Source organism: Nostoc sp. DedQUE08 (genome assembly GCF_034530895.1).
In the GTDB taxonomy this organism is placed as follows: Bacteria; Cyanobacteriota; Cyanobacteriia; order Cyanobacteriales; family Nostocaceae; genus Nostoc.
The window spans coordinates 104,456-128,899 of record NZ_JAVRCD010000016.1; the positions used below are offsets into that span (position 1 = coordinate 104,456).

At 43.1% G+C, this 24,444-nt stretch carries 18 protein-coding genes; 6 read left to right on the forward strand and 12 right to left on the reverse strand.

Annotated features, from left to right (window positions below; genetic code table 11):
* Nucleotides 1-162: 162 nt before the first annotated feature.
* Nucleotides 163-600 (forward strand): NUDIX hydrolase, encoded by a 438-nt coding sequence (locus RMY64_RS13480; protein WP_322671435.1) that lies wholly within the window; start codon nt 163-165, stop codon nt 598-600.
* Nucleotides 601-698: 98 nt separating this feature from the next.
* Here RMY64_RS13480 and RMY64_RS13485 read toward each other — a convergent pair whose 3' ends face one another.
* The 3 genes from RMY64_RS13485 to RMY64_RS13495 form a co-directional block, all read right to left on the reverse strand.
* Nucleotides 699-1,490, reverse strand: a complete 792-nt coding sequence (locus tag RMY64_RS13485; protein ID WP_322671434.1) for a GH25 family lysozyme — start codon at nt 1,488-1,490, stop codon at nt 699-701.
* A gap of 101 nt (nt 1,491-1,591) precedes the next feature.
* Entirely contained in the window at nt 1,592-2,233 is a 642-nt protein-coding gene (locus RMY64_RS13490; protein ID WP_322671433.1) for a DUF4232 domain-containing protein, read from the reverse strand.
* Nucleotides 2,234-2,365: 132 nt separating this feature from the next.
* Nucleotides 2,366-3,181 carry a class I SAM-dependent methyltransferase gene (locus RMY64_RS13495; protein WP_322671432.1) on the reverse strand — a complete coding sequence of 272 codons (816 nt, stop codon included), beginning with the start codon at nt 3,179-3,181 and terminating at the stop codon, nt 2,366-2,368.
* Nucleotides 3,182-3,491: 310 nt separating this feature from the next.
* Here RMY64_RS13495 and RMY64_RS13500 point away from each other — a divergent pair, with 310 nt between their 5' ends.
* Nucleotides 3,492-4,508: an NHL repeat-containing protein gene (locus RMY64_RS13500; RefSeq protein WP_322700271.1), complete on the forward strand. Its 1,017-nt coding sequence runs from the start codon at nt 3,492-3,494 to the stop codon at nt 4,506-4,508.
* A 202-nt stretch (nt 4,509-4,710) separates the two neighbouring features.
* Here RMY64_RS13500 and pip read toward each other — a convergent pair whose 3' ends face one another.
* The 3 genes from pip to RMY64_RS13515 form a co-directional block, all read right to left on the reverse strand.
* Nucleotides 4,711-5,649, reverse strand: coding sequence for a prolyl aminopeptidase (gene pip / locus RMY64_RS13505; protein ID WP_322671431.1), 939 nt, complete (start codon nt 5,647-5,649; stop codon nt 4,711-4,713).
* A 111-nt stretch (nt 5,650-5,760) separates the two neighbouring features.
* Complete coding sequence (locus tag RMY64_RS13510) at nt 5,761-6,711, reverse strand: MoxR family ATPase (RefSeq protein WP_322671430.1); 951 nt, start codon at nt 6,709-6,711, stop codon at nt 5,761-5,763.
* A gap of 63 nt (nt 6,712-6,774) precedes the next feature.
* The gene (locus tag RMY64_RS13515; protein WP_322700272.1) at nt 6,775-7,869 is read right to left on the reverse strand and encodes a DUF4350 domain-containing protein; all 1,095 of its coding nucleotides are present in this window, start codon (nt 7,867-7,869) and stop codon (nt 6,775-6,777) included.
* Between the two features lie 284 nt (nt 7,870-8,153).
* On the opposite strand from RMY64_RS13515, the gene RMY64_RS13520 reads away from it, so the two are divergent.
* From RMY64_RS13520 to RMY64_RS13530, 3 genes are all read left to right on the forward strand, one after another.
* Nucleotides 8,154-8,300: a hypothetical protein gene (locus RMY64_RS13520; protein ID WP_322691460.1), complete on the forward strand. Its 147-nt coding sequence runs from the start codon at nt 8,154-8,156 to the stop codon at nt 8,298-8,300.
* 12 nt (nt 8,301-8,312) lie between these two features.
* On the forward strand, nt 8,313-13,613 hold the full coding sequence (locus tag RMY64_RS13525) for an ELWxxDGT repeat protein (protein ID WP_322700273.1): 5,301 nt from the start codon (nt 8,313-8,315) through the stop codon (nt 13,611-13,613).
* Nucleotides 13,614-14,456: 843 nt separating this feature from the next.
* Nucleotides 14,457-15,134 carry a class I SAM-dependent methyltransferase gene (locus RMY64_RS13530; protein ID WP_322671427.1) on the forward strand — a complete coding sequence of 226 codons (678 nt, stop codon included), beginning with the start codon at nt 14,457-14,459 and terminating at the stop codon, nt 15,132-15,134.
* A 259-nt stretch (nt 15,135-15,393) separates the two neighbouring features.
* Here the strand turns inward: RMY64_RS13530 and RMY64_RS13535 are convergent, their stop codons facing one another.
* A complete protein-coding gene (locus tag RMY64_RS13535) occupies nt 15,394-15,714 on the reverse strand; it encodes a hypothetical protein (protein ID WP_322700274.1) in 321 nt (106 codons plus the stop codon).
* A 78-nt stretch (nt 15,715-15,792) separates the two neighbouring features.
* The gene (locus RMY64_RS13540) at nt 15,793-18,666 is read right to left on the reverse strand and encodes an NHLP bacteriocin export ABC transporter permease/ATPase subunit (protein ID WP_322700275.1); all 2,874 of its coding nucleotides are present in this window, start codon (nt 18,664-18,666) and stop codon (nt 15,793-15,795) included.
* Between the two features lie 347 nt (nt 18,667-19,013).
* Between RMY64_RS13540 and RMY64_RS13545 the strand changes: the two genes are divergently transcribed.
* Nucleotides 19,014-19,208 (forward strand): hypothetical protein, encoded by a 195-nt coding sequence (locus RMY64_RS13545; protein WP_322671424.1) that lies wholly within the window; start codon nt 19,014-19,016, stop codon nt 19,206-19,208.
* A 238-nt stretch (nt 19,209-19,446) separates the two neighbouring features.
* On the opposite strand, the gene RMY64_RS13550 is transcribed toward RMY64_RS13545, so the two are convergent.
* The 4 genes from RMY64_RS13550 to RMY64_RS13565 all read right to left on the reverse strand — a co-directional run bounded on the left by RMY64_RS13550 (nt 19,447) and on the right by RMY64_RS13565 (nt 24,376).
* Nucleotides 19,447-21,723 carry an NHLP family bacteriocin export ABC transporter peptidase/permease/ATPase subunit gene (locus tag RMY64_RS13550; protein WP_322700276.1) on the reverse strand — a complete coding sequence of 759 codons (2,277 nt, stop codon included), beginning with the start codon at nt 21,721-21,723 and terminating at the stop codon, nt 19,447-19,449.
* Nucleotides 21,689-21,994 (reverse strand): hypothetical protein, encoded by a 306-nt coding sequence (locus RMY64_RS13555; protein WP_322700277.1) that lies wholly within the window; start codon nt 21,992-21,994, stop codon nt 21,689-21,691. The genes RMY64_RS13550 and RMY64_RS13555 overlap by 35 nt, the downstream gene beginning before the upstream one ends.
* Nucleotides 21,995-22,119: 125 nt before the next feature.
* Nucleotides 22,120-23,559 carry an NHLP bacteriocin system secretion protein gene (locus RMY64_RS13560; protein ID WP_322691642.1) on the reverse strand — a complete coding sequence of 480 codons (1,440 nt, stop codon included), beginning with the start codon at nt 23,557-23,559 and terminating at the stop codon, nt 22,120-22,122.
* A 109-nt stretch (nt 23,560-23,668) separates the two neighbouring features.
* Nucleotides 23,669-24,376: a hypothetical protein gene (locus RMY64_RS13565; RefSeq protein ID WP_322691641.1), complete on the reverse strand. Its 708-nt coding sequence runs from the start codon at nt 24,374-24,376 to the stop codon at nt 23,669-23,671.
* Between the last annotated feature and the right edge of the window lie 68 nt (nt 24,377-24,444).

The window sequence follows — 24,444 nt, forward strand, 5'->3', positions numbered from 1 at the left end:
CCTGACTCCTAAATTCCATTTCGATAATTAACTCTTATAAGTAAGAATCTGTTTTTAACCTTTTCATAACTTAAGATTAACCAAAATTTATCCGGTATCAGCTCTAGAATTTCTGAAGTAAACATTGTACAAAAAAGCTAGGACGTACAGGATGGAAATTACATGAGTCGAAAAGCCAGTAAAGTGTTTATACAGTCTGGGGTAATTCCTTACAGAGTGAACAATGGTAAAGTTGAAATCTTGCTAATTACAACTCGTGACTTTCAACACTGGGTGATTCCCAAAGGAGATATTCCTAATGGTATGAGTCCACCTGATTCCGCAGCCAAAGAGGCGTGGGAAGAAGCAGGGATAATTGGGCAAATAGATGCAAATGAACTGGGAACTTACAAGTACCGCAAACAAGGCAAAATTTATTGCGTCAAGATGTATTTATTATCAGTTGATATGCTGAGTGAAGATTATCCAGAAGCAAGTAAAAGAAAACGACAGTGGGTAGAAGTGAATAAAGCTATCAGGCGGGTTAAGTTTAATTCACTCAAACGAATCCTTAAAGGTTTTTTCCAGGTCGAATCTCAATTTTGTTCATTACGATGTTAAATAACAACCACAATAAATCAAACTATCTTATACAATATAAAATTAATTAAAGGTTTGAGCCGTTGACCACAAACCTTTGTTTATTCACACTTACTTACTTAAATCCATAGCAAAGCTATCCAAGTTTTTATACCGACAATTCCATCAGCTTGCAATTTTTTAGATGTTTGAAAACTAACAATTGCATTCTTAACTGACTCAGAAAAACGCCCATCGATGGCATCAGTATATAATCCAATATCTTTTAATTGCTGTTGTAATTGTTTTACTCTTAGCCCAGAATCTCCTAGCTGCAATCCATTAAATCTATTCAAATCGGCTCGACCACTAACACCAGTTACACCAGATATATCACCTTCATATTGATGGATTAAGTATTGTCCTTGCCAAGCACCAGGAATAGTTGGGTTCCTAGTTCCATAGTGGGCAATCCATAACGGATAACTAGCAAAATCAGATGGATTCCCAAGTTGTTCCCAAAAACTGGGGAAGGTATAAATAATTGGTTTGATTGGTTTTTTTGTTTGTTGCAAAAGGGCTTTTTCCACCTCTGCTAACCATAACTTCGCTCCATTAATTACAGCTTGGCTACTTCCTTTGTCAGTTACTTCTACATCCAGAACTGGTGGTAAGTCTCCTGGTTCTAATTTGCCGAGCGTTTTTAAGAATTCTTTTGCTTGCTGAACCGGGTCAGATGTATGAGGGTGAAAAAAATGATAAGCACCGCGAATCAGACCAACAGCTTTCATGGTTTGCCAGTGATGAGCAAAAGCAGAATCTTTGATGCTTACTCCTTCTGTGGCTTTGGCAAATGCAAAAGTTTTACCAGAGTTTTTTACTGCCGTCCAATCTACTCTGCCATCTTGATCGGCAACATCAATTCCTTCCATAAAATTTTTTAACCTTTTTGATGAGTACAATCCTGAACTTATCAGAGGCTTTGATTAAATTTATGCTTTTTCTGGGTATTTGAGTAAATTACAGAAATTTACTAGGGTTGAGTGTTAACGGCTCGTACTGGAGTCACTCTAACTTTACCTGTACAAGGCTTGATTTGTTCTGTAAGGGTAAAGTGCTCGTAAGCATTTGGAGGTGTGATTTGAATTTTACTAGACATTGGGCAATTTTGATCTGGGGAACTAATGTGGTTGTAAGCTATTTGAAATGAGGCTTGTTTTCCAGGAGCCAGAGTTACTTGTTGTCGAGGTTGCTTACTCGAAAAGTAAGTATCCTTGGAGCGAATAACTTTAATCCCCTGTAAAGGTTGATCTTTTGCATCCAGTAGTCCCAATCCCGGATAACCGTAGAGGGTGCAAGGAGATGAGCCGTTATTGGTGAAGGCGTAAGTAAGTGCAACATTCCCAACGCCAGCATCTTCGGAAATTCGGCGCACTGATAATTGGCTAGTTTCACAGCGCGTCGGATTTGTGGCAGTAGTGGCTTCAGGGGTAGAATGCTCTATAGGTTTTGCAATCGGTGCAGGTGTTGAACTCAACACAGCTTCTTTCGTCGGCTGTTCAGTGCTTGCTGGCAAAGCTTGCGGTTGTTTTGTAACAGAGGAAGAACCGACACAGCCAGTTGTCATTGCAGTTAGGAGCAACAACATACTGCTTTCCACAATTAGAATTCGCATATCTTCTTTTTTTGTAGTGAACTACTTACACTGATGCTTCATATACAGTATAAGTTTCCAAATTTACAAGGGTTATGCACGTCCGCTCCAATGACTTGTTCTGCTGCATCATTACATAACGAATTCAACAGCTTATCCATCTTTTTGGGCAACATGAACAGCAGAAAGAAATGAGAGGTTTACACTATCTCCAAAGTTCCTCAGCTTTTCCCGCAATTGTACAAATAGCAACTCCTTCGCCTTTGGCTCCAGTCTGCTCATGGTACTTAATAGCTTAAAGAAGTCATCGATGCTGTACGTCACCTCACACGCGATTTGCTCAGTCACTAATTTCTTAAAATAACCAGAGTCTAGAATGTCTTGTTCAAACCCTCTCAAAATTTCCGCTTGAATTTCTGCACCTTCATAGCGGACAAGTGAGGGAGCATAAACTTGATACACTTGCTCGATCGCTTGGTAAACTTCATATTTCAGTTCAGGTCTGAGATTCCATAGTAGGATGAGAAAGCCGTTGTCGCGTAATGCCGTTGCTGCCTTGGCATAGCGAATTTCTGACGGTATCCAGTGAAAGGCATTAGCAGATAGAACGGCATTGAACTGTTTTGCTTTTAGTTCCCACTCCTCAAATGAGGTGTTGTGGATTGCAACGTTTGGATAGGTTGCACAGTTGCGTTGTGCCAAACGACAAAAATCTTGGTTTGGCTCAATACACGTCATTGAAAAACCAAATTGAGCAAAAGCTACTGTCGCATTTCCTGGACCACAACCGACTTCAAGAATCGATGCATCTGAGTCAAGTTGGGCTAAAACGACAGACCGCTCAATCAGTTGCTTTGGATATTGTGGTCTGGCGTTGTAATAAATATCAGCTACGGGAGAATACCAATTCCTTCGCTGTTCTAAATCTATAGAAGCTCTGGCATTTATTTCTTGTTTAGAGTCTTGCATAAGCTAGTTTTATCAGCTTTTGAGTCGAACTTTATTTTATTTAGTTTCCTGGAGCAAAGACCAATTTAATATCGATTGTCGCGATACTGTTTGCAAGATTACCATCAAACAAAGTAGGTACTGCAAAATACCTTCGCATCCTGCTAAAGATTGCCTTGTCGTGAGTTTGATTTTACATCCCCGTCCCCGAAGCTAAGTATTCATTCAAATCGCCCATTTACATAACTAGCAACTTGAGTTAGTAACAGAAATTCTACGAATATATGATTAACTGTACTTAGTAAGTATGATTGTTTGAGCTAAAAAAATTATGAGATTTTTCAATTTTTGTCAGATCAGTCTCCCAGTGGTCGGCTTTGCCTTGATCGGATGGATAGCGCCAAGAGCTAATGCAGCGCTTTTAGTCGGGAGTTATTATAATAACTCCGTTCTGCGCTACGACGAAAAAACAGGAGAATTCATTGATGACTTCGTTCCTTCAGGTAGTGGCGGACTAAAGGGATCAACTGGTTTAACTATTGGACCCGATAAAAATCTCTATGTTAGTAGTATTTTGAGCGGTAGCATCCAACGTTACGACGGAAAAACAGGGAATTTCATTAGTACCTTCGTTCCTTCAGGTAGTGGCGGACTAGATTCACCTGAAGACTTGGTTTTTGGACCTGACAGCAACCTCTACGTTAACAGTATTAACAGCCGCACTAGTAATAGTGTTCTACGCTACAATGGGCAAACAGGAGCATTTATCAATGCCTTTGTCCCCTCAGGTAGCGGCGGACTCACTGCACCTTTTGGTTTGAGCTTTGGTTCAGACGGGAACCTTTACGTCAGTAGTAGTCTGACTGATAGTGTTTTAAGGTACAACGGGCAAACAGGAGCTTTTATCGATACTTTTGCTACAGAGGAAAAAGGGTCGGAACCTGATGGCTTGAGCTTTGGGCCAGACGGCAATCTCTACATCGCTAATTTTCGGACTAATAATATCTTGCGCTATAACGGTAAGACAGGAGCTTTTATCGACACTTTTGTCCCATCTGGCAGTGGCGGACTTAACGGCCCTGTAAAGCCAATCTTTGGTACCGACGGTAACCTCTACGTTAGTGGTTTAAATAGTAACAATATATTGCGTTACGACGGTAAGACAGGAGCTTTTATTGACACCTTTATCCCTGCCGGTCGGGGTGGGTTAAATGGGGCTGGCTTTTTGGCTTTCACTGAAGACAGCACTGTTATTCCTGAATCTAGAATGGGGCTAGCTGTGTTGGCACTTGGTACTGTGCTAGGAACAAGCAAGGTACTTAGCCGTAAGCAGAAAGCCAGATCATAAAAATCCAGCAATTACTAAAGCTTGAGTAGAAACCCCAGGCGATTTGAGCATTTTGATTCCAAATACCCAAAAATTTAAATATAAATTGAATCTACTACAATTTGGAGAGGAAGTAGCAGTTAATGGCTGTACTTCCCCTCCAAATAATAATTATTTTTACTATTTTTTGGTAATTTCATTTTTTTGAATTCTCTGATACAAATTAAATATTATCTGTTGCTTCAATCAAAGCACTAACAATTCCTGGTTCACTCATCGAATGTCCGGCATCAGGAACCACTATAAATTCGGCTTCCGGCCAAGCGCGATGTAATTCCCAAGCTGATATCATTGGGCAGACTACATCATAGCGTCCCTGAACAATTACAGCCGGAATATGGCGGATGCGGTCTACATTTAAGAGTAATTGATCTTCTGTTTCCAAAAATCCCTTATTCATAAAGTAATGGCATTCAATCCGAGCAAAAGCTGAAGCAAATTCACTCTCACCAAACTTTTGCATCAGTTCTGGATCGAAGAAAAGTCTACTAGTACTAGCTTCCCAAATTGACCAAGCACGCGCTGCTGTTAATTGAATTTCTAAATCTGGATTGGTCAAGCGTTTGTAATATGCTGCGATTAAATCGTCACGTTCATCTATGGGAATTGGTTTGAGATATTCTTCCCAAGCATCAGGAAAAATATAACTAGCACCCTCTTGATAAAACCAGCGCAACTCTTTTTGTCTCAGCATGAAGATGCCACGCAGAATTAATCCTGTGCATCGAGAGGGATGGGTTTGACTGTAAGCTAGTGATAAAGTGCTACCCCAACTACCACCGAAAACCGCCCACTTATCTATACCTAAATGTTGGCGCAGTTTTTCGATATCACTAACTAAATCCCAAGTGGTGTTTTCTCGTAATTCGGCATGGGGCGTACTTTGACCACAACCGCGCTGATCAAACATCACTAACCGCCATTTTTCTGGGTGGAAATATTGCCGATAAAAAGCTGGACATCCGCCACCAGGGCCCCCATGCAGCAAAACGATGGGTTGACCTTGGGGGTTTCCTGACTCTTCAAAATGGATAGTATGAAGGTCGGAAACTTGTAAACTACCTTCTAAGTAAGGCTCGATCGCTGGGTAAAGTTCTCGCATCTTGGATATTTTATCAGTAATGTTGTGATGGCGATCGCTATGTCTTGGTGAAACAACTTCGCTTCTCCCAATTTTGGGAGAAGGGGGATTTACGTCAGAGGTTTAATTTTTTTACCTTGGAACTGGTACTTGATTAATTACCGACGCAATTACCGCATCCATTTGTAAACCATCCAGCATCGCTTCTGGTTTCAATATGAGACGATGACGTAGCAACGGTGATGCAACTGCTTTTACATGATCTGGCGTTACAAAATCCCTTCCCGCTAACCACGCTAAAGCTTGAGATGTCTGCAACCAAGCACCGGTAGCGCGGGGTGATGCACCCAAAGTTAAATCGGGATATTGACGCGATGTTCTCACCAACGCCAACAAATAATCAACGATCGCTTCTGATACTTTAACTTCTTTGACTGCTTGTCGTGCTTCTAAAATATCGGCTACTGTTGCGATTGGTTTCAAACGGCTAATATCTAAACGTCGTGCTGCAAAACCCGCCTGACGATTGAGTAACATTTGCTTTTCAGCAGCTTGATCGGGGTAATCTACCATCAGCTTAAATAAAAATCTGTCTAACTGGGCCTCTGGTAAAGGATAAGTACCCTCAAATTCTAGGGGATTTTGGGTTGCAATTACCCAAAATAAATCTGGTAAAGGCAAACTTTCACCATCTAGTGTTACCTGCATCTCTTCCATTGCTTCTAGCAGCGCCGCTTGTGTCTTGGGCGGAGTCCGGTTGATTTCGTCTGCTAGTAATACTTCAGTAAATATTGGCCCTTTTTTCAATGTGAAATTGCGGCTATTCAAGTCAAAAATATTAGTACCAGTAATATCTGAAGGTAAAACATCTGGTGTTAATTGAATCCGGCGAAATTCCCCTTGAATTAACTGCGCCAACACTTTTACTAGTAGAGTTTTCCCAGTTCCCGGTACTCCTTCTAAAATTACGTGCCCACCCGCTAGCAGCGCTACTAAGAGTTGCTGTATTAAGCTAGATTGTCCGACAATTACTTGATTAAGACCTTGACCAAGACGAATTAAAATAGGATGTGTTTCACTCATATTTTTTATTGATAAATAACCAACGCAGAGTACAATTCCAAAAAAATAATTACGAATTACGAATTACGAATTACGAATTAGTCTAATGCTTCGCCATTTTCCCAACCAGCTTAACAGGTCTCGTTCGCTGATGGGTTGTTTGCGAGATTGTAGCTTTAAAACTGCATCTAGTTCGGCTGCACTTGCACCTGTTTTTTCTATCCAGAAATCGATCAAGGCTTGACGTTCTAAAAGTACTTGCCCTAATCCCAAGACTTTTTGGAGTTCTAGTTGTTCTTGTTTACCCACCATCTCAACAACAAAGTCGGTGGTATCAGCTTTCTGCAACACTCCGGCTAAAGCTTGGATGTATGCTTCGCTATTATCTACAACTGGTGTATCTAAAGCTACTGGCTTGCCAAAGCGGCGATTCTGCGCCCAAACTAGCACTAATAGCAGGATACCTACTTGTATCAAGATTGGAAGTAAAGGAGTTTTGGCAAAAAAGCTAGATAAATCTCCTTCGCTTTCTTTCTTCCTGATATCGGCATCTTTATAGCCGTGGATGTATTCATCGACAAAGACTGTGTTACTTTTTTCAGTAACCAAACTAGCTAAATACTTGAAATTACTTAAATAATCTTGATAGGCGTTGGCAGCTAAATAAGGAGTGGTAGAAAAAATCACCTTTCCTTTTTTGTAATTTTCTTTCCAGACAACAGCACCAAAGCGATCGCCTAAATTAACTTGCTTAGAGTTAGCTTTTTTATATCGTCTACGTGTATCAATTTTAATATCACCTTCAGGAGATTTTTGCATAGTGCTAAACTCCGCTTCTGTAACCCGCGCCTTTGCACCCAAAATTACCAAAGTATTCCCTTTCTCTACCCATTCCCGCTCTTGACTATCCAGTGTCGTTTCTCTGGGATAGCCGCCTACCTGTAGCAAAGTAATTGGGCTGTTCTCTGGCTGAATATCACTAAAAGGCTTTTGCCAACGCTTGATAGAAATTCCCTGTTGTTGCATAAAAGCATACCAAGCACCATAGCCATCAGAGTTACGGTTATAGGTAGAGCCAGCGTTAATTTTAGTATTATTGGGAGCCGCGAACAAACTAAGTAAAACGATCGCAGCCAGTGCGATCGCTCCCATCCAAGCAAGGCGATTTGGACGTTTCATTTTCGACTTTCATAGCCTTTGAATATCACTGTTAATACTTACTTATTTTTCAATTAAAGTCAAAAATATAATTAACTTTATCAATACCTTGTCCTTTAGGACACGCTACGCAAACACCAATTTACGAGGTTCGGCTAAGTTGAATCGAGACAATCACCAAGATTTCTCTTTCATTCCTTCCAACGGGTTATGTTCATATCCGTGTCGATATTGGTTGATATGGAGTGCTTATATTAACTAAACCAAATGAGCTTTATATAAATCAAGTATAAAATTAGACATATTTGCCGAGGCTGTTTAATTTAAAAAAAAGCGAAGCTTGGGAGTTAAGCGATCGCATCGCATATTTACATAGCAAGAAAAATAGCGATCGTCCTTGGGGCGTCTACCAACGCCTGATTTCCCTTGTGATTCTGAATCTAGAAGTTTAAGGAAAAACGGTTATGCCAGCAGAAGAACCATCGATTATCCTCATCAAAGATATCAATACCAATAGAGCTTCCTCAATTCCCCAAAATCTGACGAATGTCAACGGTACGCTGTACTTCAGTGCCACTAACAGCAGTGGGGGCACTGAACTGTGGAAGAGTGATGGTACTGAGGCTGGTACAGTCCGTGTCAAGGATATTTATACTGGTATGGCTAGCTCTTACCCAGAATATCTGACAAATGTCAATGGGACGCTGTACTTCAGTGCCACTGACAGCAGTGGAGGCACTGAACTGTGGAAGAGTGATGGTACTGAGGCTGGTACTGTCCGTGTTAAGGATATCGTCTCTGGTACGCAGACCTCTAAGCCGCAAAATCTGATGAATGTCAACGGTACACTGTACTTCAAAGCTTCTGACAACACTGGTGGCTTTGAACTGTGGAAGAGTGATGGCACTGAGGCTGGTACTGTCCGCGTCAAGGATATTGTCTCTGGTATCAGTGGCTCTGACCCGCAAAATCTGACGAATGTCAATGGCACATTGTACTTCAGTGCTACTGACAGCAGTGGAGGCACTGAACTGTGGAAGAGTGATGGCACCGAGGCTGGTACTGTCCGCGTCAAGGATATTGTCTCTGGTACGGGTAGCTCTAGCCCAGCATCTCTGACGAATGTCAACGGCACGCTGTATTTTGTTGCCTCCGACAGCAGTGGGGACAATGAACTGTGGAAAAGTGATGGCACTCAGGCTGGTACTGTCCGCGTTAAGGATATTAATACTGGTGCGGGTGGCTCTAACCCAGCATATCTGACGAATATCAACGGTACACTTTACTTCAGAGCTTATGACGGTGCTGGCTTTCAACTGTGGAAGAGTGATGGTACTGAGGCTGGTACAGTCCGTGTCAACGATATTTTCTCTGGCATGGGTAGCTCTTACCCAGAATATCTGACGAATGTCAACGGCACGCTGTACTTTGTTGCCTCCGACAGCAATGGCGATCGCGAACTGTGGAAGAGTGATGGTACTGAGGCTGGTACAGTCCGTGTCAAGGATGTTTATACTGGCATCGTTAGTTCGAACCTGGCATATCTGACCAATGTTAACGGCACGCTGTACTTCAGAGCCTATGACAGCAGTGGAGGGGTTGAACTGTGGAAAAGTGATGGTACTGAGGCTGGTACCGTCCGCGTCAAGGATATTAATACTGGCACGGGTACTTCCGATCCGCAAAATCTGACAGATGTCAACGGTACACTGTACTTAAATGCCACCGACAGCAGTGGAGGGGTTGAACTGTGGAAGAGTGATGGTACTGAGGCTGGTACCGTCCGCGTCAAAGATATTTTTTCTGGTACGACTGGTTCTTACCCCCAAAATCTGACGAATGTCAACGGCACGCTGTACTTTGTTGCCTCCGACAGTAGTGGGGGGACTGAACTGTGGAAGACTGATGGTACCGAGGCTGGTACCGTCCGCATCAAGGATATCTTCTCTGGGATGAGTGGCTCTTACCCAGCAAATCTAACGAATATCAACGGCACGCTGTACTTCAATGCCACTGATAACACTGGGGATCGAGAACTGTGGAAGAGTGATGGCACTCAGGCTGGTACTGTCCGCGTCAAGAATATTAATAGTACGGGTAGCTCTAACTTGGCATATCTGACGAATGTCAACGGTACACTGTACTTTGTTGCCACCGACACTAGTGGGAGGACTGAACTGTGGAAGAGTGATGGTACCGATGCTGGTACTGTCCGCATCAAGGATATTAATGTCACAGCTAGCTCTAACCTGGCAAATTTGACGAATGTTAACGGTACCCTGTATTTCACTGCTACCGACAGCAGTGGCGATCGCGAACTGTGGAAGAGTGATGGCACCGAGGCTGGTACTGTCCGCGTCAAGGATATTTATACTGGCACGAGTCACTCTAAGCCCCAAAATCTAACAAATGTTAACGGCATCCTGTATTTTAATGCCACCGAAAGTACTGGGGGGACTGAACTGTGGAAAAGTGATGGCACCGAAGCTGGTACTGTCCGCGTTAAGGATATCATCTCTGGCGTCGTTGGCTCTGACCCGCAAAATCTGATGAATGTCAACGGTACGCTGTACTTCAGTGCCTTTGACAGCAGTGGGGGTCGGGAATTGTGGAAGAGTGATGGCACCGAAGCTGGTACTGTCCGCGTCAAGGATATTGTCTCTGGTACAGGTAGCTCTCACCCACAAAATCTGACGAATGTCAACGGTATGCTGTATTTTGTTGCCACTGATAGCACTGGAGGTTATGAACTGTGGAAGAGTGATGGTACTCAGGCTGGTACCGTCCGCGTTAAGGATATTTATACTGGCACGGGTAGCTCTAACCCAACATATCTAACGAATGTCAACGGCACGTTGTACTTTGTTGCCACCGACAGCAGTGGGGGCAATGAACTGTGGAAGAGTGATGGCACCGAGGCTGGTACTGTCCGTGTCAACGATATCTACCCTGGCTTACCTGGCTCTAATCCCACCAACCTAACTTACGTTAATGGCAAACTCTACTTTGTTGCTGACAATGGTAACACTGGGCTGGAACTTTTTAAGCTTGACCTCAACAGTACCCCCACTGACATGAGTCTAAGTGCCAGTAGTGTTAACGAGAATGTTCCTGGCAACACAGTAATTGGCAACTTTAGTACCGTTGATGCCGATGGAGACAACACCCACACCTACACCCTAGTTTCGGGTACAGACACCAACGATAACAGCGCCTTCACGATTGTCGGTAACCAGTTACGTATCAACGCTTCCCCCGACTACGAAACCAAGAATAGCTACAACATCCGTGTACGTACCACAGATGAGGGTGGTTTATTCTACGAAAAAGCGATCGCGATCGGAGTCAACAATATTAACGATGCCCCAAAAGCATTAAGTACTATTGCTGACCAAACAGCAACAGAAGACGCCATCTTCAACTTTACCCTACCAACAACCACCTTCAGCGATGTCGATGCAGGCGACACCCTGACCTATACTGCTAGCCTCAGTAACGGCAATCCATTGTCGGCTTGGTTAAGCTTTAATCCAACCACGCGCACTTTTAGCGGCACGCCATTAAATCAAAATGTGGGCAGCCTCAGCCTCAAAGTTACCGCAACTGATAAGGATGGAGCTAGCGCCAGTAGTGTGTTTGATTTGGCGATCGCCAATACCAATGATGCTCCAGTTGTGAGTAATGCGATCGCTGACCAAACAGCTACAGAAGACATTGCCTTTAGCTTTGTGGTGCCAGCAAATACCTTCAGTGATGTGGATGCGGGAGATAACCTCGTTTACACCGCCACTTTAGAAAATGGTAATCCACTTCCTGTTTGGTTAACTTTCAACGGCACTACCTTTAGTGGTACTCCCACAAATAACAACGTTGGTAGCCTCAACATCAATGTTATAGCCAATGATGGAACGGCAACTGTCAGCGATGTTTTTGCATTAACAGTGGCTAATACCATTAGTCAATTTCCTAATGAAATTACTGGTACTTCAGTTGCAGACAACCTGACTGGTACGGTGAACAAGGATATTATCTCAGGATTGCTGGGCAATGACACGCTCAACGGACTAGGTGATAACGACACCCTCGATGGCGGCGATGGAAATGATTTCTTAGATGGTGGTACAGGAGATGACAGTCTCATTGGTGGTAAAGGCAATGACACTTATACTGTGGACAGCATCGGCGACGCTATTATTGAATCTGCCAGTGCAGGCACAGATTTAGTCAAGTCTTCAGTGAGTTGGGTGTTGGGAGCTAATCTGGAGAACTTAACCCTAACTGGAAGCACAGCAATCAATGGTACTGGTAACAGCCTTAATAACATCTTAATTGGGAATACTGCCGCTAACACTTTGAATGGAGTTGATGGCAATGATAGCCTGATTGGTGATGACGGCAATGATACCTTGTTGGGTGGTGCAGGCAATGACACCTTAGATGGTGGTTTGGGAGCAGATAGTCTCAATGGTGGAATCGGCAATGACACTTACATCGTAGACAACCTCAACGATGCGATTACTGAAGCTTTAAATGCAGGCACAGATTTAGTTAAGTCTTCGGTGAGTTGGGTGTTGGTAGATAACCTGGAAAATTTGACCCTAACTGGAAGCTTGGCAATCAATGGTACTGGTAACAGCCTTAATAACATCTTAATTGGGAATACTGCCGCTAACACTTTGAATGGAGTTGATGGCAATGATAGCCTGATTGGTAGTGACGGCAATGATACCTTGTTGGGTGGTGCAGGCAATGACACCTTGGATGGTGGAGTTGGCAATGACAGCTTAGATGGTGGAGTCGGCAATGATATTTACATCATAGACAGCCTCAGCGATACTGTTACTGAAAGCTTAGATGCAGGCACAGATTTAGTTAAGTCTTCGGTGAGTTGGGTGTTGGGAAATAACCTAGAGAACTTGATTCTGAGTGGAACTTCAGCAATCAATGGTACTGGTAACAACCTTAATAACATTCTCACAGGAAATAGTGCCGCTAATATCTTGAATGGAGTTGATGGCAACGATAGCCTAATTGGTGGTTCTGGCAATGACACCTTGTTGGGTGGTGCGGGTGACGATAGCTTAGACGGAGGTGCGGGAATTGATAGTCTCGACGGTGGAGTTGGCAATGACATTTATACTGTAGACAACCTTAGCGATACTGTTACTGAAGGTTTAAATGCAGGCACAGATTTAGTTAAGTCTTCGGTGAGTTGGGTGTTGGGAAATAACCTAGAGAACTTGATTCTGAGTGGAACTTCAGCAATCAATGGTACTGGTAACAACCTTAATAACATTCTCACAGGAAATAGTGCCGCTAATATCTTGAATGGAGTTGATGGCAACGATCGCCTTTTTGGTAACTCAGGCAATGACACCTTGTTTGGTGGTGCAGGTGACGATGTACTCGCTGGTGGAGTTGGTCGAGATATATTGACTGGTGGAATTGGTCGAGATAGCTTCAACCTGGCTGATACTCGCACTGGAGGCTATGACACTATTACTGATTTTACTGTTGGAGATGATACTATCTTCGTTTCTAAGACAGAATTTGGACTGAGCCAATCTCAGGATACGGTACTGGATTCGAGCTTATTCCGACTTGGGACTAGTGCGACAATTGCAGGCGATCGCTTTATCTACGATCGAACTACGGGGAACCTATTCTTTGATAAAGATGGGGTTGGTAGTGCTGCACAAGTTCAGATAGCCCAGTTCTCGAATCAGGTAGCGCTTACTAGTGCAGATATTACTGTCATTGCCTAATGAAAGCGAACTAAGTAAAATCCTCGCGATCGCTGACACATTGCTAAGGGCAGAGGAAATTATCATTCTCGGTAATACAAAAGGTTAAACTCGTTGTAGTTCTCATGCTGAACATGGCAACTACAACGATAATAAAAAGCTACCTAAACCTTCTTTGCACGCGGGTTGAACGGGGATATTATGGCTATTTAAGCACACATAACATCACTCAAATTGCACAAGCGATCGCTCCTATCCAAGCAAGGCGATTTAAACGTTTCATTTTTGATCGCTTTGTTTCAGGATTATAAGTGTTAATACTTACTTATTTTTCAGGGAAAGTCAAAAATATAATCAAGTGGCTTCATTTTCTCAGAGCGCTCGCCTGTTTAATAGACCTGCCTTGAAAATAGAGGCTGAAACAACGCAAAATCGTTCCAAGATCATTTTCATTGTTCCTTGTGAGCGCAGCTCATGGAGTCTCTTGCAAAAATATATTTTTGCACTCTTAGGGAAAAGGGAAAAGGTTAAAGGGAAAGGATTTTGAGTTTTTTTACCCTTTTCCCCCGCCCCTTATCCCCAGAGGGGGCCCCACCTTCCCCTTTACCCCGACTTTTGCAATAAATCTAATGAATGCTTCTAAATTTTGGGTAGCAGTGGCATTGTCAAACAGAACCTTGCTTGAGAGTTTTAGGGCTTCACGAACTGAGTATCGCTAATCGATAGAACCTAAAGAATTGCTGTACTCCGGTGTATATATGAGTTAAAATTGCGATTCTCGGAAATAGTGGAAATCCTGCATCTGGCTGCATTATCGCTTATGTTTTAAAGGAGAAGATTGTTCGTGCTATTTGAGCGGTGTTTATGGACGAGAATGAAAAACGAATCCTTGACTCATGGCAAATGAATGCTAAATTATGGACACAAGCAATTCGTAATAAACAAATTGAAAGCCGTGCGATCGCCACAGATGCCGCTATAGTTAAAGCGATAACCCAACTTAATCCAAGAACATTCTTAGATATTGGATGCGGTGAGGGATGGTTATCTCGACAGCTTTTTTCTTTAGGAATTGATGGCTGGGGTGTTGATTTTTGCGCTGATCTCATTGAGACAGCAAAGGATAGTGGTGATTCTCGCTTTGTTGTCTGTTCGTACTCGGATCTTGCATCACAAAGATTTAGCACCATTAACTCTTTCTCTTGCTTGATCTGCAACTTTTCAATTCTAGGCGAATGCGCTCTTGATGAGATCGCTAAGGCAGGTCATAGCCTGTTAGAGGACAAAGGCAAAATAATCATTCAAACACTTCATCCGATAATTGCTTGCGGTGACTCTCCATACTCTAATGGGTGGCGCGAAACTTCATGGCAACCAAATGCAGATCGACCATTCTACCCTACTCCTTGGTATTTCCGAACCCTGGAATCATGGATTAACGAATTCCATGCTTTGAATTACCGATTGCTAAATTTATATGAGCCATCCGATCCCAAAACAAATAAACCGATTTCCATTATTTTTGTCTTTGAACGGGAGTAAAGTATTAATTAACCGGACTTGATATTAGCTCGACTTTATCCATTTTTACGAAACCCAAAACCTGACACTGAAACCTTTGTGGGACGGTAGTTTTACTTTTTAGATTTAACCGATAATCAGTGACATGGAAAAAGTTTTTGCCAAAAAGCTAGGGTTTTTGCCGTATCAAGATAAGCAAGTTCTTAATTTTGGATAAAGTCGAGATTAGAGGATGTTTGAAAATTAGTATGCTGTGATTTTAATCACATTATTACCCTCCTTAATCCTCCCTTATAAAGGCTACGGTGTACACACAAGTCTGAAGTTGTTCAATAATCTGGGTTTTACCCCACCCTAACCACTGCTTGAATTCAAGAAACGCTCGCCCGAATTCAATCAACGACCGCCCGAATTCAATCAACGACCGCCCGAATTCAACAAACGATCGCCCGAATTCAACAAACGATCGCCCGAATTCAATCAACGATCGCCCGAATTCAACAAACGCTCGCCCGAATTCAATCAACGATCGCCCGAATTCAATCAACGATCGCCCGAATTCAATATATTTATTGCATAAATTCTCAAAACCTCCCCCCAAACCTGATTTACTAAGGTTTTAGCTTTAGTTTTACCCCACCCTAACCATCACAGTTACTAATTTCATGCTAAAGCAAAACTAAAGCTCCCCTTCTAACTGTTGGGCTACCAGTTTGGCAAATAACCCTGTTTGGGCGATCAATTCCGAAAAATTACCTACCTGCACGACATGACCAGCGTCGATAACATAGATGCGATCGGCATTACGAATTGTGCTGAGGCGATGGGCAATTACCACTCTGGTAGCATTTAACTTAGCTAAACTTTCAGTTACAATTGCCTGGGTGCGGTTGTCTAGGGCGCTGGTCGCCTCATCCATTAAGATAATTTTAGGCTTGGAAACAAGCGATCGCGCAATCAATAATCTTTGCCGTTGTCCACCAGAAAGATTACTACCACCCTCAGCGACGATCGTATGCATCCCCATTGGCATTTGCTTGATATCATTAGCAAAGCCTGCCATTTGTGCCGCTGACCAAGCTTCTTCTAGAGAAACTAAAGCACCGCCGGTGATGCTATCAAAAATCGATCCTGTGCCGATTTTACCATTTTGTAGTACCACTCCTAACTGTCTTCGCACAGCCTGGAGTTCCATCTCTGCTAAGTCTTTGCCATCATAATAGATGCTACCTGTCAATGGAGTTTCAAATCCCAATAACAACCGCAATATCGTTGATTTTCCACTTCCAGAAGACCCAACGATCGCAACAAATTCTCCTGGTTCGGCATGGAGGCTGACATCATTGAGAATTAAGCTGCCATTCTCCGAGTAACGAAAGCTGACACGATTTAGGGCAATGCGACCGCTTAATTGACCAGGATTAACCTTGGTTGAGTCATATTCAGGCTGCGATCGCCAAATCGGTTTTGCTCGTTCCCAAATTGGTACAATACTCCAAATTTCCGATACAGTATTGCTCAGGTCAATTACTCCTTTGATAAAAATCGTCAAAGCATAGTTAAAAGCAACAAATGTACCCAGTGTCAAGCGTGTCTGCATCAACAGCATCGCAAACCCAAACAGCAGTATAGAACTCACCAAAGGGAGTGCTTCGTTAAATACAGAAATACCATCTTTAATCTCTTGCCAACTCGCCTTCAGTCGGATCTGCTGGCTGTATTTTTTCGCCCAAGCTGCAAATGCGCGTTCTTCTGCCATTGTCACTCGCAGTTTGGCAACACCGTTGATTAGTTGTACCGTGAGTCCCTGAATTGCACCATTGAGTTCTTGCTCTTTTTGCGATTTCTTCACCAAGAGGAAACTTGCAACAGTCGTAACCACAGTGGCAAATATTGCTAAACCCACGCCCACAAACGCTAGTTGCCAACTGTAAATAAACATCAGCACCAAGTTGAATAAAGCAAAAACTCCACTCAACAACGTTCTTTGGGTAGCACCGCTAAGTTTTTGATGAATTTCCCTCACCGCCATAACGCGATTGACCAAATCTCCAGAAGTGTATTGGCGAAAAAAGCTAGGGCTTAATCTCAGCAGGCGATCCCAGATGGCTGGCTGTAATATGCTATCAGTGGCGCTTTCGACTCGTAGAGTAATAATACTTTGGGCAATTTGAAAAGCTAACTGTCCAAAGGCAACTGCAAACATGACCAATCCGATCTGCCAAAGCATTGCGCGATCGCTATCGGGAATGGCATGATTGATTAAAATTGCTGTTGCTTGCGGTGCAACCATGCCCAATATTGTGCCCAGTAACCCTACCACTAAAATACTGGCGATGTCTTTTTCATAACCCTTGACCCCAAACCGCAGTAAATCAATGGCGTTGAGTGCAATTTGAGGTAATGGTCGATACAGAACGTAGGCTAATGGTGACAGTGTTTTTGCTATTGATTCATTTACAGGTGTCCGAGTTCGCGCTACGGGGTCAAAGATGACATAATCTCGATTATCTGTAGGTAACAACGCCACTGGGCGTTCCAGCTGAGTATAAGCTAACATCGCGCCTTGGTCTTGATGCCACCAGCCATCTGTTAAAGTTATACGCCGAATCCGAATTTGCGATGCTTGTGCGATCGCAGCTACAGGGTCTTTAATAGAATTCAAATCCTCTGCTGGTGGACGAATCTCTATCCCCAGCGTCCGTCCGACTGCCCCAAATGCTACCAATAAGGGCGGCCCTTCCTGAGAAAAAACCGCCTCCTGCTGTGGCTGCAATACTGTTGCTAAATCAGAGAGTGCCCCCTCTATTACTTGCTGATTAAATTGTTCGCGTTCCTGAAACTGCCGAAATTCTGCTTCTGCTTCTTTATTTGCCAGCAAACTGAAGTAGTGAAAGAAATAAGTATGCAAACTGGCTAAACCTGCCAGAAGTTCCTCGAAATTTTCTAAATCTGCCGTTGGTAACATTTGTCCGATAACCGCATCTTCTGCCTCCAGCCACATATCACTCGTGAGTGGAAACGCTGGTGAGGTAGAATTCAACGTTAATTCCTCGACTCCCATCCAGTGAGTATTGCCTTGCTGCAACTTCACCCATAGAAGTGTTTGCTGCCTCCACTGTAGCGTTTCACCAGGCGATAATGAAAAATCCCGCCCTAATGTCTGCACAAGGTTTAATGGCGTTGTTAAAACTGTCTGCTGGGCGCTAAGAGATTGTCCTAAATGATTTACCCAACCTTCTAAAAATTCTATGGATTGAGAGTCAGCCGCCGCGATTTCCTTAACCAAATCAACCATTGACATCTGGCATAATTGGGTGGATTCAATTGCGATCGCTACAAAATTCCATTGGCTTTGTGCGATTACTTCCGGTAACAATGCTTCACCAACGTTGACATGAAACAGATAGCGGCGATGCTCCTTTGGTAAACTGTTCTGAATAGTTGCAAACACTGCTAATGTTCCAGACTGCACTATCCAGAATGTTTCTGGATCGTTCAACAGTAATGGTTCGTTTGCCTGAAAGGAGTATGGTTTGGAAAGAGGATTCACTTAAGGTAAATCGATGTGAGTTCGACGATTGGAAAAAGATATAAGAAAAACTATTGTATCTCGGCTGAATGTAACACAGATTTTTTGTGAGGATGATATTACTTTAGAGGACATCAGCCTCAGGGACTTCCAAATAAAAAATAATTAATTGCTCAATCAGCAGGGAAAGCAGGGCAAGAAAAATCTGATAATCGTCTTGGATGGAAAAATTGAGTAATTTAACGTGTGCCTCCGTGGGAGACTCACATAAATTTATAATTGCTGAAGAAGATTTGCCTTTAATGTCGCTTGAATAAGGAAAATGATAGAGTTAAAGGCGATCGCATAGCGAAAAATGTAAATAAGATATGGCTGACCAAAAAGATAAAGCTCAAGAAAAAAACCGCCTTGAACAGCTTCAAGAAGAACAAGGCAACACCGATGCTAAACACTCAGGCGGTGCTGGCGCTTCTGGTGGCAACTCAGGTGCAGGTAAATCTGGCACATCAAAAATTTCTGCCACTGGTACACCTGATGATATCGAAAAAATTGATCGAGAGTAAAGCTGATTTTGACGATGAGTCAAGGTTTAACTGCCTCGGCAATCATTAGCAACTCAACAATGGTGGATTGAATACCTGATTATTAGACATCTTGCAAAAGTAACTTTTGCCTTGATGTTGGGCAAAGGTTAAAGGTTAAAGGGTAAGAGAAAATTCCATACCTTTACCCTTTACCCCCGCCCCTTATCCCCAGAGGGGGCCCCACCTTCCCCTTTTCCTTACAATGCCAAGAAGTCCATTATGCTTCTGCTGCGTGAAGTAGGCGAACATAAGTTCCGCCTTGCTGCCATAATTCCTCATGAGTGCCACGCTGGACGATTTTACCTTGCTCTAGCACAATAATTTCATGGCAATCGCGAATTGTGCTGAGGCGGTGGGCTACTACAATACACGAACAACCACGCTGTTGCAAGTTACGGTTAATAATCAACTCGGTTTCTGCATCTAAGGCGCTGGTTGCTTCATCCAGTACTAAGATTGTGGGATTTCTCACCAAAGCACGGGCAATTTCTAAACGCTGGCGTTGTCCACCACTAATATTCATACCGCCTTCAATCAACTCAAAGTCATATTTTCCAGGCATAGATGCGATCGCATCATGAATCGCTGCATCTTGGCAAGCCTGCACCAAATCGGCTTCTGGTATAGTTGAATCCCAAAGAGTGATATTTTCTCGCACAGTCCCCGCAAATAAAAAGATATCCTGTTCAACCATTGCCAACCAGTTAGCAAGGACAGAGCGTTTAATTTGCGATCGCTCTACACCATCAAAGCAGATTTCCCCATCCCAAGGTTGATAAAGCCCGCAAATTAATTTAGCAACTGTCGATTTACCAGAACCACTCCCCCCCACAAGCGCTATTCTTTGCCCTGGCTTGACAGTCAAGCTCAAATTCTCAATCAACGGAGGTTCTACACGACTGTACCCAAAAGTGACATTCCGTAACTCAACATTACCCTGTAATTGCCACATTGGGCATGGGGCATTGGGCATTGGGCATTGGGTATGGGGAAGACTTGCAATAAGTTCCCCTCTGCTCCTTTGCTCCTCGGTCACTGAGCGTAGCCGAAGTGCTGCTCCCTTGCCTGACTCGACTTCCAAATCAACGGGGTTTTGCAATACATCATCAAGGCGGTTTAAATCAGCTTCTAAAGTTTGGAGTGTACTGCCAAAATTGACGAGGCTATTGACTGGCTCTAAGAAACTCAATGTTAAACTTTGGTAGGCAACTAGCATTCCAATGCTGAGATTGCCATTCATTACCTGTAAACCACCAACCAGCAAAATCGAAGCTGTGGCTAGGGCTGTCAAAATTGTCGGTAATGTGGTGAGAATTTGAGTTTGTAAGCCTAATTGTTGCTGGGCGTTGAGCGCTTTAGCGTAATAACCCGCAAACCGAGCAAATAAATCTGACTCCAGCCCTGAAGCTTTGATGGTTTCTATGGTTTGGATGCCGCTAATCGTTACTCCACCCACCTTGCCATATTCCTGAGCTAGGCGCATATTTGTATCTACACGAGTTTGCGATAAAAATAAGAGGGCGAGAATGTTGATTAAAGCAAAACCAACTGCGATCGCACTCAGTAATTGGTCATACTGAATCATAATCAGCAAGTAAAAGACCATCATCACCGCGTCAATCACTGTGGTTGCCAAAGGCCCTGAGAGTACCTCTGCCACCCGGTCATTCAGTTGCACCCGGTTACTGATTTCCCCAGCAAACCGTTGGTCATAAAACCCAACAGGCAATCGCAGGATATGCCAGAGAAATAGTCCTGATGTGCTGACTGACAACTTAACCATTAATCGCCGCAGGTAGGTAAGCCGCAGTCTGGCAAGGAATGCCCGTAATAAAGTAGTTAACACCATTCCTAACAGCAAAGGTCGTAACCAATCTTGCCGATCTTGGATTAAAATCTCATCGATAAATACCTGAGAAAAGGCTGGCACAGCTAACCGAGGCAGTGTTAGCAATAATCCAGCTAGCAAGCAAAATAAGATAGTAACTCGTGAGTTTTGTAAGCGGCTACTTAAGGCTGAGACAATGTGATTTTTTTTGCCTCCCTTCTGAAAGTCCGCTCCTGGTTCCATTGTCAGCACAACACCGGTGTACGCGCGATCGAACTCTTCCCAACTCACTGTTCTGCGACCATTGGCAGGATCGTTGAGGTAGACGCGTTTCTTGCTATATCCTTCTACTACGAGAAAATGGTTAAAATTCCAAAAGGCAATGTAGGGGAGACGGGTAGCTGTCACCTTTTCCAGAGACAGTTTTAAACCTTTAGCATTGAGTCCATAGTTTTTGGCAGCTTTGAGAATATTAAAAGCTTTACTGCCATCCCGCGAGACACCGCATTCTTCACGCAGTTTAGCCAGTGGTACAATCCGCCCGTAATAGCTCAGAATTATTCCCAAAGCAGCCGCACCACATTCGACTGCTTCCATTTGTAAAAGTGTAGAAGTGCGGACACGATTTGGTTTAAGTTTGGGAATTGGGGATTGGGAATTGGGCATTAGTATTAGAACTTGGAAGTTGAGCTTCTGAAGGTGGAAGTTGAGCTTCTGAAGGTGAACGTTGAGCCTCTGAAGGTGGAAGTTGAGCTTCTGAAGGTGAACGTTGAGCTTCTGAAGGTGAACGTTGAGCTTCTGAAGGTGAACGTTGAGCCTCTGAAGGTGAACGTTGAGCCTCTGAGGGTGAACGTTGAGCTTCTGAAGGTGGAAGTTGAGCCTCTGAGGGTAAACTTTCAAGTTTTAACCCCAATGCCCAAATAAACGCGATGTGCAACTTATCCTTAGAACCCCTCTCCAAACCTCTCCCCCACAGGGAGAGAGGCTTTGATTCTTGCTCCCCTTCCCTTGTAGGGAAGGGGTTGGGGGTTAGGTCTGAAAGAAAGTTGCACACGGCGTAAATTAATAAATCCCAGTCCAAGAGCGTAACATCGGAATAATATAAGAAATCGGTGCTTTTTCTCCAACTTTTACCTGAACTGATGTAGTTGTGCCAGAAGATATTTTTAAGGCTGGGCCATCAGAAGATGACCATTTGTAGCCACTTACTGATGTAGGGTTTTCTTGAAGTTGGACAAAAGCTTGCACCTTGCCTTCACCTTTACCTGCAAGACTGGCGGCAATTTCTTTGTTACCAACGATCGCTGTAATATCTTGTGTAGTTACCGGAAATGAAGAAATATCTGCAACGGTTCCGACAATGCCACCTTCGCGTTCGCGTTTAGCAAAGCTGGGAGTCACTTGTACAGCCATCCCCGGCTTGATTTGCTTACCATCTTTATTAGCAAAGTAAACAAGACTCATAAGTTTTGAATTTGGCTGTTCAGCCTCAATTGACCCCAAGCGACTACCCGGATTCATCATTTGTCCAGGGACAGCACTCAGTTCGAGAATGTGACCATTATATTTGCTAATAATTCTACTTTCTTGAGATAATTGCAGTTCTAATTGGGCAATTCGCCGCTTTACTTCCCGAATTTGATTTGTTTTGTCAATTGATTGCTTTAAGTCTTGTTCGCGTAGTTTAGTATTTTGAGTATTAATATCTTTAATTTTGGTTTTAATTTCGTCAATTCTATTAAGATTTTCCAGATATTCTCGTTGTGTAGTAGTTTCTTGGATTTCCAGATCCTTTAGTTGCACATCAATATCTGATAATTCGCTTTGAGTGTTAAAATATTCCTGTTCAGCTTGCACCAACATATCTTGGCTGATGACATGCTGCCCAAAAAGGTGACGACGGTTATCAACCCGTCCTTTGAGAGTTTTTAGTAAGTAATTAATTTGTTGTTTGCGGGAATTAATGCTTTGGCGTTTTTGAGCGATCGCTCTCAATGTTTGATCGCGTAACTTTGGTGCATCTTGCTCTCGGCGCAGATTATTTTCCAAATCCATTCTCTGCTGTCCAAGAGTAATGATTTGTTGGTCAATCAGCAGCTTTTGTAACCTGTCAGTCTCTTGATTTTGGGTTTGCAGTTGTTGCAACTTTACTTGCTCTTGCTGTAATTGCTGCTTTAGCGCTGATTGGTCGATAATACCCAGCACATCACCTTGTTTAATAATATCCCCCGCTTTTACCTTCAGAGTTAGTAACGGCCCAGAACTGGGTGCTTGAAATTCCACAACATGGTGCGGTTTAATCAAGATACCTTGGCCTGTGACAGTCAGGGGAATTCTACCGAACACACTCCAAACGCCAGCTACAGCAACCACAAAACTCAAAGTAGATAGAGTCAACCAAGCTTGAGGCTTGACAACTTGTATTGCTCGATCCAGTTGTTCTGGTGAAGATAAACGCTCCAGAGCTTCTTGACGGAAAATGTGGCTGTGTTTTAGTTGCATTGTTCTGCCTTCTTGCTGAGAGCGCCTAGAGCTTCAAGTCTTCTAGACTTTTAAGATTAAAGTGCGATCGGGGAGAACTAGGGGAGAAATAGGGGAGGCGATCTTCTAATTATTTACCACAGACTTTCCAAATTAGTTGATCGTAGACATTCCCCTGAGTAAATGTCATTTCCTGATTTGGATATTGGGTAACTACATCAATACCTACATTTCCATAAAAACTTACTAATTTTCCTGTTAAATTCTCACAGCTAAGGTTTTGTATATCATATTGCAACATATTTGAAGAGGCTCCTTCTACCCAACACTCTAAAAGTTGAACTTGTAAAAGTCCATCTGGCTGATGATTAACAGCAGTTAATTGTACTGATCTTTCTCCATTACTTATTATTTGGGCAGAGGCTTGGTTAGCATATTTCAACGCATCAGATTGTACTTGCACTGGGTTAACTGTCGGTATAGGACTTGTTAATTTGGTGTACACTTCTATTACGAGGTCTGGGTCAACTACGGATAATCCATTAGTTTGAACGTAGCTATTTCTTGTAACCATTAGCATTGGTTGTGCTTGATAGAAAATGACAGGGGGATTGAGGCAATGAGTATTGTAAGGGCTGTATAAGCCAGATTTTCCACCATACATACCATGCAGATTACTAATGCTGTATAAGCCATATTGACCCCCATATATCCCATGCAGATTGCTGATCGAGTTTACGTCATATTGATTACTGGATAGCACTCCCAAAAATTGTTCATTACCACCCCATAACTGAGCAACACCGTTAACAGCAACTAGAAAATCTAGAATTCGCATTAGCTTCGCAGTAAATTTGTTCCTTTTTTAGTTTCAGGGGAGAACCTCATGAACTACCTCAGTGGTAA